Source organism: Thalassotalea montiporae, assembly GCF_053485855.1.
In genome coordinates this window covers 652,406-665,318 of the sequence record NZ_JBQRUO010000002.1, presented here as the reverse complement: position 1 = coordinate 665,318, position 12,913 = coordinate 652,406, and the positions used below count along the sequence as shown (strand labels likewise).

The 12,913-nt window shown below is 40.9% G+C and carries 7 protein-coding genes; 3 read left to right on the top strand and 4 right to left on the bottom strand.

Going from position 1 to position 12,913, the window contains the following annotated elements; translation table 11 throughout:
* The first annotated feature begins 16 nt into the window (after positions 1-16).
* The 3 genes from prsT (ACSLUR_RS09460) to ACSLUR_RS09450 all read left to right on the top strand — a co-directional run bounded on the left by prsT (ACSLUR_RS09460) (position 17) and on the right by ACSLUR_RS09450 (position 6,467).
* Positions 17-2,758 (top strand): XrtA/PEP-CTERM system TPR-repeat protein PrsT, encoded by a 2,742-nt coding sequence (prsT, locus tag ACSLUR_RS09460; protein WP_448553937.1) that lies wholly within the window; start codon positions 17-19, stop codon positions 2,756-2,758.
* Between the two features lie 12 nt (positions 2,759-2,770).
* Positions 2,771-5,419, top strand: a complete 2,649-nt coding sequence (gene prsT / locus ACSLUR_RS09455) for an XrtA/PEP-CTERM system TPR-repeat protein PrsT (RefSeq protein ID WP_448553935.1) — start codon at positions 2,771-2,773, stop codon at positions 5,417-5,419.
* A 208-nt stretch (positions 5,420-5,627) separates the two neighbouring features.
* Positions 5,628-6,467: a PEP-CTERM sorting domain-containing protein gene (locus tag ACSLUR_RS09450; RefSeq protein WP_448553933.1), complete on the top strand. Its 840-nt coding sequence runs from the start codon at positions 5,628-5,630 to the stop codon at positions 6,465-6,467.
* Positions 6,468-7,138: 671 nt separating this feature from the next.
* Here the strand turns inward: ACSLUR_RS09450 and ACSLUR_RS09445 are convergent.
* The 4 genes from ACSLUR_RS09445 to ACSLUR_RS09430 form a co-directional block, all read right to left on the bottom strand.
* The gene (locus ACSLUR_RS09445) at positions 7,139-9,094 is read right to left on the bottom strand and encodes a ThiF family adenylyltransferase (protein ID WP_448553931.1); all 1,956 of its coding nucleotides are present in this window, start codon (positions 9,092-9,094) and stop codon (positions 7,139-7,141) included.
* Between the two features lie 12 nt (positions 9,095-9,106).
* Complete coding sequence (locus tag ACSLUR_RS09440) at positions 9,107-9,877, bottom strand: PEP-CTERM/exosortase system-associated acyltransferase (RefSeq protein ID WP_448553929.1); 771 nt, start codon at positions 9,875-9,877, stop codon at positions 9,107-9,109.
* 135 nt (positions 9,878-10,012) lie between these two features.
* Positions 10,013-11,239 carry a pyridoxal-dependent decarboxylase, exosortase A system-associated gene (locus ACSLUR_RS09435; RefSeq protein WP_448553927.1) on the bottom strand — a complete coding sequence of 409 codons (1,227 nt, stop codon included), beginning with the start codon at positions 11,237-11,239 and terminating at the stop codon, positions 10,013-10,015.
* Between the two features lie 4 nt (positions 11,240-11,243).
* Complete coding sequence (locus ACSLUR_RS09430; RefSeq protein WP_448553925.1) at positions 11,244-12,845, bottom strand: acyl-CoA ligase (AMP-forming), exosortase A system-associated; 1,602 nt, start codon at positions 12,843-12,845, stop codon at positions 11,244-11,246.
* Positions 12,846-12,913 lie beyond the last annotated feature (68 nt).

Here is a 12,913-nt window from a genome sequence, read left to right as displayed (position 1 = left end):
ATGGAAATAAATAATAATGAATAAACGTACAATTATTGCCTTAGCCGTTGCTGGGGTATTAGCAGCAGGTTGCAGCGAACAGGAGAATGCGGCTAGTTACCTTGAACAAGCTAAAGCTGCCAAGCAAAACCTGCAACCGAGTAACGCAATAATTGCTTTAAAGAATGCGATTAAACTTGAGCCTAATAATGGCGAGGCACGTTTTCTTCTTGGCCAACTTTATTTGAGTCAGGGCAACGCAATCAACGCGACCAAAGAATTTGAACGTGCACAAAAGGCCAAGTATGACGCTAATTTAGTTAGCCCTCTCATCGCGAGAAGCTATTATTTAGTTGAAGATTTTGAAGCGGTTTCAGCATTACCTCAGTCGTCACTGACCCCTGACGCTTTATTAACCACCCATTTTTATAAATTACTAACCTTTATTCGACAGGGTAACTTAGAGCAAGCAACTTCAGTACAGCAAGAAATGCAGCAGGCCAACGAAGCAAATGGCTACACCGCTCTGGCCAATGCATTTATCCATTACGAACAGCAAGACTTAGCGCAAGCAGAGCAAGAAGCGCTAGGGGCATTATCAAAAGTACCTGGTCAGCCAGAGGCTATCTTACTGCTTGGTAACATTGCAGCAGCTAACGAAAATTACGTACTCGCGAGTGAAAATTTTCTTAAATATTTAGAACTTCAACCTCACCAGCGAGTAGTAGAGTTACTCGTTGCCAATGCATTTTTAAAGGCTGAAAAGTTTGAGCAAGCCGAGAATTACGCAGATCGCATGTTAAAAGCTTTACCTAACCAACCACTGGCAAATTATGTTAAAGCTATGGTTAGAGTACAAGATCAAGACTACGAATTAGCGCTGCAACATGCTGAAAAGGCAATTAATAACAATTTGAACCAAGCCAATTTGAGGTTAGTAGCAGGTGTTAGTGCTTTTTACTTAAATAAATATGAACAAGTAATGCTTTACATCAAGCCGTTAGTCAAATACCTCCCTGAAGATCATTTTGCGCGAAAAATGCTGGTAGTGAGTCAAGTTGAGCTCGGTATCATTGAAGGTGTTGCGGCAACGCTTGGCAGCGTTGATGAAAACGCAGTAACTGGGGCAGATTTTTATTCAGCGTTAAGCTTTAAATTGCTGCAAGCGGGCGCGCAACAAGAAGCCAAAGCAATTATTGAAGCGGTCAATATTGACGAGAACTCGCCACAGCAGCTACTTAAAGATGGCATGCTAAAGCTAATGGTGAATGATGAAAAAGCCCTTGCCTCATTAGAGCGTGCCGTTGAGCTTGACCCTGAGTTGGTAAAAGCAGAATTAGCTATCGCCTATATGGCGTTAAATGCTGGTGACTTCGCTAAAGCAGAGAGCATCGCTAATAAATGGCAAAAAGTTTACCCTGACAAACCGGACGGGTTAAACCTATCCGCAGCCATCGCTTTAAAACAGGGCAAGGGTAAAGTGGGTAAAGCGCTCTTAGAGCAGGCAATAACGGTAGAGCCCAACGTTTATGCCTTATTGCAATTAGCTCAACTTTCGTTAATTGAACAAAATCAAGCAAAAGCACTAGAGTTGCTGCAACAAGCAAATACTATTTCTCCTGATAACATTAGAGTTTTACGTTCGCTTCTTCAGCTAGACCAAACTGATGCTACGCTGAATGAGATAAAAGCAAAGATAAACCAAAGTGCTGAAAACACTAACTTGATTCTTGTCTATGCAGAAGCGCTATATAGAAAAGAACAGATTGAAGTCGCGTTAACCCAACTAAACACAATTACACCCAATATCCAGACGCCTAAGTTCTATTGGCAGTTAAAAGTTGCTGGGTATCGTTATAGCCAAAACAGCAGTTTAGTAAAGACAACGTTAAATGAATGGCGAAAGGTCAATCCATATCACATAGAACCTTATATTTATTTGGCTGAAGTGTATGTGCTGGAAAAAGACTTTGACGGTGCTCTTCGCACAATTGAAAGCGGCTTGATAAAACAGCCTGAAAGTTTACCGTTGAAGTTAATTAAGACAGAAGTGTTAATTAATGCGCGCAAGGCTAGGGAGGCTCGCGAATTACTTGCTGAGCTGGAAGAGGATATTGCTAATCGCCAAATTAGACATGGTTTATACGGTCGACTAGCGCTACTCGAGCGTGATTTTACAACCGCTGAATTGCATTTATCTCAATTTTATAAAGTTCAACCAAGTGCTAGAAATGCGTTATTGCTAGCTGGTGCTCATACTGGAGCGAAGCAAAAGCCACAGGCAATTGCTATATTAGAATCTTACTTGGCTGAAAATGCTTACGATTCTCGGGTTGGCTCATTGCTTGGTAGCTTAATGTTAGAGTCAGGTCTATCGACAGATGCGTTAAACGTTTACCAGCAAATGGCAGACAAAGAGCCGGGTAATGTCATTGCTCTTAACAATACTGCGTGGCTTTTTATGGAACAAGGCCAGCTAGAGCAAGCACTTACGTATGCTGAGAAAGCGGTTGCTCTTGCACCTGAAGTGGCAAGTGTTATTGATACTTATGGCAAAGTTCTATTGAAGTCTGGTCAAATTCGCAAAGCACTAGTTCAAGCTCAAAAAGCTTACGAACTTACCAATGCTAGTGATACAGATATAGCAATAAACTATGTTGAGTCTTTAATTGCCAATAACCGTTTCAATCAAGCGCGCAAGGTTATTGCTTCTATTAATGCACAAGAGCAAATACAAAAAGAAAAAATAGCAGTACTGGAAAAACAAATTTCATCATAGAGGGACTTAGCTATGAATAAGGTTTCAATATCTGCAATCGCTATTGCTGTTGCATTGTCGTTGACAGCTTGTAGTGAGCATAAGACAGCGGAACAATATGTAGCCGCTGCTGAAAAATTAGCTGCAAGTAATAAGTTTGACACTGCAATTATAGAGCTGAAAAATGCAATAAAAATGGAGCCAAAGAATGCAGCGGTAAGATTATCGCTTGGGAAGCTCTATCTAAAGATTGGCAATTATGTAAGCGCAGAAAAAGAGTTAGAACGTGCTCAAAGTTTGGGGATTGACTTTTCCGAGTTGTCCGGTGAGCTTTCGCAGTTATACTCTCGACAAAGTAACACTAAAAAACTCTATGCATTTCTGGAGCAAGGCGTTTCTTTAGAAGATGAGCAATATTTAACGATATTGTTTTATGCAGCCATTGCCGCATACAACAACAACGAGTTAGAACGTGCGTCAGATCTTTTGGCGCAAGCTAGTGTCTTTGATTCTAAGTATGATGTCGTTAAATTAGCCAAAGCTTATCAACACTACGCGCAGGGAGAATATGAGCTCGGATTAGAAGAGGCTTCACTGGTATCAGATGAAAGTGGCTTTTATTTTGAAGCAATGCTTGCAAAGGGGCATCTATTATTTGCTGATAAGAAATTTCTAGAGGCATCTGAAGCTTTTAAGGTTGTTCATCAAAAAGCTCCAGTAGACAACCAATTCTTACTTTTTCTTATAAATAGCTTATGGTCTGACGAAAACTTTAGTGATGCTGAAACATATATTGATCGATATTTAGCTAGGCAACCTAACTCTGCGATTGCCCTTTATTATCGTGCCAGATCCGAGTTTCAGAAGAAAAATTATGCGTTTGCTCAAGAGTTTGCAGAGAAGTCGCTTCAGTCTAGTGAAAATATGATCATGGCAAGAAGTGTTGCTGGTTTAAGTGCCTTCCATCTAGAAAAATATGAGCAGGCGTTTGCGCACTTGAGCATGTTAGAACCTCATTTGGCAGAAAATAGCCCACTTAGTAGTATTACTAATTTTGTAAAAATCAAATTAGGCTACTTTACTGAAGAAGATGGATTGCAGCTAACTAAGGAAGAAGCTCAGCAATTAGTTTCTGACAGTTATGGTTTAGCGCGTGCAGGTTTGATTGCTGAAGTAGAGAAGATACTTTCTGATGAAGAAGTAGTTTCGAAAAGCCCTGCTGAGCAAATGAGCCAATTGGGGTTGTTAAAAGCTGGCATTGATAAAGAAGCAAGTTTTGATTTGCTTATAAAGGCAGTTGAGCTTGATTCATCCTCAGAGCAAGCGCGAATAGCGCTTGCTAGTGCGTATTACAACGCTGATGAATTGCAGAAAGGTATAGAGTTCGCTAAGCAGTGGATCGTAGACTTTCCAACAAGTATAACTGCTGTAAATATGCTGGCTAAATTACTTATAAAGAACAAACAAATTAATGAAGCAGATCAAGTGCTTAGTGAATCACTTAAGTTAGATAGCAAAAACTTATACGCTCACCAATACTTTATTGGTAAACACATTAACACTGGTGAATACGAACAAGCAGGAATTCAATTAAACAGATTGTTGGTAGAGTTTCCTGACCATATTGGTTTACTTGGTTTATTTTTCAAAATGGAGCTGGCGCAAAAAGATACTACACAAGCGCTTGAATTAATATCAAAAGCATATCAGCGGCAATCGACTAACCATGTCGTTAAGTTGTTTTATGCTAGTGTCCTATTTATGAATAAAAGCTTTGAGCAGGCTGAGAAGGTATTAAGAACTTGGGAGGTTAACAGAGTTGAGCCGCCTAGACGCTATTATGTGTTATTGGTAGGCAGTTTAACTAGCATCGAACGGTACTCTGATGCGCTTGAAGTCAGTCAACAATGGATTGAAAAGTATCCGGTAGATTCAATGGCTTGGGTCAACCACTTGTCTATCCTAGAAAATTCACGAAATACAGCTGGTACAGTCGCAGCTGTAAAAGAGATGCTTACTGTTTTGCCTCACAGACCGAAATTGGCAGTTTTTTTACCTTACTATCAGTTGCTAAATAAAGAGTTTCAAGCTGCCAAAAAGAGCCTAAGTGAACTTGATACTAGTCTTTTTCCTGCTGTCTTTATTGAGGGAATGAAAGCTGAGGTAATGTTCTCTGAAGGTAATTATGAAGAAGCCCTTCCTAAGCTAGAAGCTTATTACAAGTATCGACCTAATTTCCGCCGAGCAGGCTTTATCTATACATCTTTATTTAAGTTAGGTCGAATAGAAGAAAGTCTATCTTTTATTGAAAGTCACTTAAAAGTGTTTCCTAGAGATACTGTAACAACCGCTTTCTACGCCGAATATTTGCTGAGCAGAAATGAAGCTAAGGCTCGCATGCTATATCAGTCACTTGTTAGCGAATTTCCAAGTAATTTTGTTTTTTTAAATAATTTAGCTTGGCTTGAGTATCGATTAAATAATTTTGACAAAGCGCTGAAGTATGCTGAGAAAGCTAATGATTTAGCGCCCAATAAAGCAATTATATTAGATACTCTAGCAATGATTTATTTTAAAAAAGGGAACCTTCAGCTAGCAAAAACTTCGTCTGCAAAAGCTAAAAAACTCGCGCCAAACAACAAAGAAATAAGGTCGCACTTTGAATTAATAAATAAGGGCTAATAGGGCGATTAACCTATTAGTAAGCTAATTGTCTATATTTTTTACAATTTTTATTTGTTAAGACAGTAAATTAACGGATTTTCATTTTATTGCATTGTATTTTATGGTTTTTTTTGAGCTGGTATTGTCTTTGCTTTTGTTTACTCGGATTCGAAAATAAATTGCTTAGACTTCATAACAGACAACTTTCATAAAGAAGGGAATGGAAATGAAAAAATTAACAACAGCATTATTGCTAGCGAGTGCGACGGCGTTTAATGCCTCTGCCATTACATTTGAGTTTGACCCCGATCAAGACGGTACTTTTTTGGATTCTGAAGTATTGACTTTAGGCTTATTCCCAAATGATCCTGTATCAGTGCAACAGTTTTTTGATGGCGGTGCAGATGATACACAATTAGACTCTGGTGATAGGTTTACAGAGTCATTCACATACAACAATAATAACAACACGGGTAGCCCAGACGTCATTTTTCCATTAAATGCGTTAGAGTTCTCGTTGAACTTGGAAGGCACGATTGAAAACGTAATGTATGGTGCTGGCATTCCAACTCTCGGTGACGCAGATTTATTCACCGATCTGGCAGCAACTTCGTTTGAAACTAATTTCGATTTAAGCTCTGCTAACGCAAATGTTGCGCTTACTGTCTCTTGGTTGGGCAGTGTTATAGGTGAATTTGACTTGGTAGAGCAAGTAAATACTCCTGTTGTAACATTAGATGGTTCAAACACAAACTCTGCATTTGTATTTGAGTTTGCTTTTGATGAAGCATGGGTGCTTGCAAATCAAGCAACCCTTGACAATGTTTGGCGCCAAGATGGAGGTGATTTAATTGACCCTACAAACTTCACACTTCAGTTAACTGGTTCTGCTGGTCCAAATGGTACTTTTGATACAGCTAACCTTGGCGATGCGACTCCATTCTTAACTATATTTACAAAAGACAATGGTACAACGGTTATTGCACAAGTTGTACCTGAGCCGGCTTCAATTGCAATCATGGCATTGGGCCTACTTGGTGTTGCAGGTTTACGTCGTAAATCATAAATAACAGATTATTAAAGTCGAATATAAAGATTAAGCCGATAACTCTGTAGTTATCGGCTTTTTTATTGATAGTTCATTGTAAGAATTCGTTCTTGGCTATTATCTACTTAAATAACTTTTAGTTGATAGATTGGAGAACTAAGATAATTTAGAGCTCTTTAATCTCTTTAACATCTGAATCATCTTAAAGCTAGTTGTGGTTTAAGAGCAATAAACCAAGTTGCCTACTTTTAATACTGAATTTAATCAGGTTTTTGGATTGCCAATTATAGCTATATATTCGTTGCTTTTATTTTGTTGTTAACTAACGCGATGTCACGCTGCTGGAGTCTTGTATGACAGTTTTTTAGAATGACCCAGCTAGCCCAAAGGATCTATGTGCACTCCTGAATACTAAAGTGTTCGTATGAATAATACTGTTTGAATATCTGTTGCATTAAGCTTAATTATGTCAGCTCTTTTGCAACACTATGGTAATTTAACATTGCGATAAAGCTGTATCGCAATAGATAGTATACTGGAGAGTAAAGATACTCTCTAGGTTGTGTGAAAATACTGCTACAAGATTATCTAGGTGTTAATTTGTCTTATCCAAGCACGAGTATACACCCACCCATGCGTTTAACACGTTGTCTGAGTTCCCTCATTTATTAGCAAAAACTCAAACATAGCTACTCGATGATAAGATCTTTTAAATCCATTCGTGTTGATCGGGATCTCGGAAGTTGTGTACGGCCTAATCGCCCCAAAAAGTGCACTTGCTCTGGTTTGTCGACAATAGAATTGAACATTTTCATTCCCTGTTGGGCATTGTCAATTACTTCTTGCTGAGCTGTGAACTTAATATTATTTCTTAGGTATTTAGCGAAAATGACTGGAGTCTGCTCTGGTTGGAAGCCGAATCCAAGTTTGGCTGACGTTAACCAAAAGCGCTGAATTGCTCTACCTGCATCTATATAGTCCTCAATACATTGAGGCTCTTTATCTGCTCTAATTGCAAAGTGAGCACAGCTTTTTAGGCTGGGTATATAATCTAGCGCTATTCTTGGTGCGTAAGTCCCAGCCAAAAACTTATTGGCGAATTTAACTCTAGACCAGCTTTTAAACATCCATTGCATTATTCTCGCTGTTAGCCAGTCAACACCCAGTGCTTGTTCAGGGATTTTAGTTTTACTATATTGCGTATGCCACTCTATTATTTCACGATGAACATAAAACGCTTCTTCCATTGTTAGGCGGGTTTTCGCATTACAAAAATTAAGCTTTGCAATAGACTTCTTATCTTGTTTACTCTCGAACCATTGAATTGAATAGTCTTTAGGTAAGCTGTCTTCCAGCTCTCGTTTTTCTGCAGCCGACAGCGAGCGCGTTCCCATTGCACGTCGTTGCACACAACGAGTTTTTATATAGGGAACAAGTGGGCTAACTATGTTTGCGTTATCTTTTTCTAATGTAAAATCAAACAATAGTTGCTCAGGGTTGCTTAGGTCTTCTGTATAAGTAGCTTTTAGCCCAAACTGAGTGGCAGCAATAGAGATAGTTTCGATTAAAATACCGTGCGCTAGATGACTTGAATGGCCGTCCAAGTCATAAACAACATGCGAGCGAGTATCGTTAGCAATTATAGTAAAGCTGTTGTCACCAGTTATTTTGAAACGCCAGCATTGTGTGTTATCTCCACTAGGAGCCCATCTTGCGTAATCTAAAACTTTCTCAACTATGGACATAGTCGGCTCAGCGCTAGACGCTGCCTCCTGATTTGATTGTGGAGCTAGTAAGCGCTTTTTAGCAACCTTAAATGCCAGCTTTTGGATTAGGTTGTTATTCCCGCCCGGTCGCCAAGTTTTCTTATATTGGTTAGTGTAGGCATCAAAGTGCAAGCCGTGAGGTATTGGTATAACGTCGCCGCGGTTTAGAAGAATCTTGGCAACATTAGCACCCGTGACGCCAGCGGCTAACTTACAGCCAATTGTGGTAGAAGGCCCTTTTTTGTTAGCGAGATCTAGCTTGGTTGGATCAACTAGGTAGGCTTGCTGCAATGCAGCGGGCGTAAGGCCAAGGAAAAAGCGTAGATATTGCTCGTTTTCACTATAACCATCTAAGCGAAAGTACTCTTCAAATGTCATTCCGCCAGGCAAAAAGTTGAGGTAGGCGGTGCCCATACCTATTGGGGCGGCTGTTGTCGCAGGGATATTTTTCTCTGCACAAAGTCGAAATACGCGTTTACGCGCTTCGAGTGCAAAAAAATCGAGTGAGTCGACATAGCAGTCTACATCTTTTAAAAATTCTTCGGTATTTTCTTCGTTTATTCCCTCAGGAAAGGTTTTGAACTCAATCTCCGGATTAATGGCTTTCGCCATTGCTATCATGGTATCGAGTTTTTTCTGACCATAGGTATCAACAGTGGCACCTACTTGTCGATTGGTATTTTCACAGCCAAATTCGTCAAAGTCGGAAAGATTAAACTTGGTGATCCCGAGACGCGCTAGTGTTAATACATGGTCGCCACCGACACCGCCCATACCAGCAATCGCAATACGTTTGCTCTTTATGATTTGCTGCTCTTCTTCTGTAACCCAACCAATATTGCGAGAAAAGGCGACATCGTAATCAAACATATGGCTCATAAAGCTTCCAAATTATTTGTCTAAAGGATTTGTGAAAGGGGTAAGGAAAATCTGATCTACTAGCTGTTGGTATATCAAGTTGTAAAACTCTAATATTTCGGGGCTTAGTTCGGAATTAAAACCAGCACGCTCGAGGTAGAACATAGCGCGAATACCGTGGTAATCCATCTCCTCTCCGCATTGAACAAAGGGCAAGCCAAAACGTGTTAGGCGACGGTTGAGTCTTGGCTCCATCATCACGAACATGCCTTTGTGGTTGCAGATATCGGAAAGGGCAACCGCAGCAAGATACAAGCCCATTGCGATATTCGGGAAATTGCGGCGTTCTTCTTCAGAGTAAACAGTTTTCGGGTTGATGCTATTCAATACGAATGGAACATTTTTCTCATTTTCACGGCGTCTAAAGCTAGAAAGCACAGCTAACCTTGATATTTCACCGAAACTACCGCGTGGCAGTTGAGTCGAATCTATAACGTCTTTACGCGCACTCTCTAGGCAATGAGCTTCAAACGGGAGTTCTTTATCAGGTTCATTGGCTGGAGGAATCACTAATCTTACGCAACCTGCGTGAACGCCAGTTCTTTTGTGTTCGAGTAAACAGTGGAAAGCGTAATCGTCACAGTCATCTGTTTCCATATGACTGTCGTTTTCCGGTTCCCATCCAAGTTCAGCTGCGTAAACACCATACCTAATTTTGAAAGCTTCTTGGCGTAACGCTTTAGTATTTGCGAACTTTACCTGAAAATATTGGGCGAAATTTTCTGCTAATGAATATCCGGCCATACTTTTCCCACTTTTGTTACTTCGAAAATTGACGCTTATTTGTACGCCTTTGTTTAACTATAACAAGTTATTTTGATATTTCACCCATTAATCTGCAAATGTCTGAAAATTTTACAACAGCCTAAGCTAATGATATTAGAGTAAAATTTCACTCAATTCTGGTTGGCTTAGAAAGCTTTGTGGGCTTGCTGATGCGCCGTATGCTCCAGATTGATAAACGGCGATATAGTCACCAATTTCGAGTGCTGGTAATTGAACTTTATCAGCAATAATGTCTAGCGGTGTGCAAAGTGGGCCAACAACAGTGACGGTTTCCGTATCAGCGTTTTGTAAGTCCATTTTGTTGCCAACCGCGACTGGGTAATTTTTCCGGATCACTTGGCCGAAGTTGCCAGAGTTTGCTAAGTGATGATGTAAGCCGCCGTCGCAAACTGCGTAGGTCGTTTCTCGAGAGGCTTTTATATCGACGACTTTACTCACATACACACCTGCTTCACCAACTAGGTAACGCCCTAATTCCATAATGAGCTCAATATCACACAGTGATGAATGTTGAGCTATTAGTGTGGCTAGATTATCGGCAACAGGGGCAAGATTGAGTCGTGTTTCACCAGCAAAATATGGAATGCCTAAACCACCACCAATATTAATGTAATCAATTTGAACTGGGGTAATGGAAACGAGCCGCTCCGCTAGTGCAAAGGTTTTTTGATGCATTTCGATAATGGCTTCAATTTTGAGGTTTTGTGAACCGGCATAAATATGAAAACCACGAAAGTTCAGCATTTGGTAGTCTAGCTCTGCCAGAATGCTTGGTATTTGTTCCTCGTCTATTCCAAATGGCTTGGCACCACCTGCCATTTTCATGCCTGATGCTTTTAGCTCGAATGCGGGATTAATGCGAATCGCAATATTGGGCTTAATCGAAAGCTGTTTACCAATATCTACTGCCCGTTGAATTTCTGTTGTCGACTCAGCATGCAAGGTAATACCGGCAACAATTGCTGCGCGAATATCATCTTCGGTCTTTCCTGGGCCAGCAAAACTAATATCGCTGGGTGGCATACCTGATTGAATAGCTAACAGCATCTCTTTGGCTGAGGCAACATCAAAGCCACTCACTAGCGGGCGCATAAAATTTACCAGTGGTGGGTAAGGGTTCGCCTTAATTGCGTAGTGCAGTGAAATTTGCTCTGGTAATGTTTCTTTAAGTGAACTAACGGTCTTTGAAAGAATTGAGCGATCGTAAGCGTAATAAGGGGTGCTGCCGACTAACATTTCAATCTGTGAAAGCGTTTTATTGCCAATTTTTAATTGATGCTCTTCTTGCTCGAACGGGGTTAGCGTGTCATGTGCTTTCATAAAGTTAATCCGTAAAAAGTCCTTGGTAATCTCGGTTAAGTGCAGCACGGTCTATCTTACCGTTGGCGTTGTGAGGCATGCTGTCGAGCACGATAACTTGTTTGGGTATCATGTAATTTGCTAAGTGTTTTTGACAGTGCTTAGTCACTGACTTAGTTAAAGTTTCTTGGTCTTCAGTGCCTTCAGTATCACTTGCCAAGATCAAGGCAACAATAGCTTGACCAAGTTCTGGGTGTGGTGCGCCGATGACCGCTGCCTCGGATATGCTTGGATACTGATAGAGTATCTCTTCTACTTCCATAGGGCTGACGCGATAACCTGAGCTTTTGATCATTTCATCAGCTCGTGCAACAAAATACAAAAAACCGTCTTTATCTTGTTTTACCGTGTCACCTGACCACACCGCCATTTCTTGCAGCATAATTCCCGCTGGCTTTCCCGGTGCTGGTTTAAAGCGTGCTGCGGTTTTTTCCGGTGCATTCCAATAGCCTAAGCTTACCAGTGGCCCCATATGAACAAGTTCGCCTGGTTCCTCCGGCTCGCAATAGCTGCCATCAGGACGGACAACGACTACTTCGGCATTTGGGATTGCTTTGCCCATCGAACCTGGCTTTTGAGCCACTTGCGCTGGCGGTAAATAAGTTGAGCGAAAAGCTTCGGTCAAACCATACATTAGATAAGGCTTTGCTTGCGGTAGCTTTTCTCGCAGGGTTGTTAAATTGGCTTGGGTTAGCGCGCCACCACTATTGGTAAAATATCGAATGGATTGACCGCTGTTTTCAGGCCATTGCAAACTACATAATTGACTGTATAAAGGGGGGACCGCGGCGAGGCCCGTAACTTGATATTTATCAACGGCACTGAGCACATCCCGAGGCAATAAATAATCCAACAGCACACAGGTGGCACCGACAGAGAAACTTGTCGTTAACTGGCTCAAGCCATAATCAAAGCTCAGTGGTAATACCGCGAGAATAACGTCGTCAGCGGTATTTTCTAGGTACTCTGCCACTGAGTGTGCGCCAATAACCATATTACTGTGAGAGAGCACAACACCCTTCGGCTTTCCAGTGCTGCCAGAGGTATATAGAATGGCAGCCATATCGTTAGATGTTTGTGCAGGTACTGATAATTGCTTTGCCGCGTCAGCATAGAAATTATCCCAGCTAATGACCTGAGCCTGCGCTAATTGGCGTTCGTCATTTGGCTTTCCGTCAACAAGTACTATGTATTTTAGGCTGGGCAGTGACGCTAAATTTTCGATTAAAGGCGATAATCTTGCTTTATTAGTGACTAATATTTGAATGTCACAATCAGCCACTATATGACTTACTTGTGGTGCTTTGAGTACAGGGTTAATTGGTACAAAAACCCCTGCGGCTGCAGAACAGGCGAACAAAGCGGAAACTGTTTCTAGGCTTTTGGGAAGATAAATGCCAACGCGGCCGTATCGAGTTAGCCCTAATGATTGGTAGCACTTTGCGATATGCTTTATTTCGTGCGCGAGTTCTTTGTATGTCAGTTGCTGATTTTTAAGGTGCAGTGCAATCGATTCTGGTGTTTTCTTAGCACTTAGCTCAATCAGTTCGTGTAATAGTTTGGTCATTCTTCATCCTGAAAACAATGTCAGTCAAAGCGCATTAACTCGCACTTTCACCTATTATTATGACCATG

Excerpts from the sequence above, each read along its gene's own strand:
- ACSLUR_RS09430 (WP_448553925.1), bottom strand. The coding sequence starts at position 12,845 with ATGACCAAACTATTACACGAACTGATTGAGCTAAGTGCTAAGAAAACA.
- ACSLUR_RS09435 (WP_448553927.1), bottom strand. The coding sequence starts at position 11,239 with ATGAAAGCACATGACACGCTAACCCCGTTCGAGCAAGAAGAGCATCAA.
- ACSLUR_RS09445 (WP_448553931.1), bottom strand. The coding sequence starts at position 9,094 with ATGAGCCATATGTTTGATTACGATGTCGCCTTTTCTCGCAATATTGGT.
- ACSLUR_RS09450 (WP_448553933.1), top strand. The coding sequence starts at position 5,628 with ATGAAAAAATTAACAACAGCATTATTGCTAGCGAGTGCGACGGCGTTT.
- prsT (WP_448553937.1), top strand. The coding sequence starts at position 17 with ATGAATAAACGTACAATTATTGCCTTAGCCGTTGCTGGGGTATTAGCA.
- prsT (WP_448553935.1), top strand. The coding sequence starts at position 2,771 with ATGAATAAGGTTTCAATATCTGCAATCGCTATTGCTGTTGCATTGTCG.
- ACSLUR_RS09440 (WP_448553929.1), bottom strand. The coding sequence starts at position 9,877 with ATGGCCGGATATTCATTAGCAGAAAATTTCGCCCAATATTTTCAGGTA.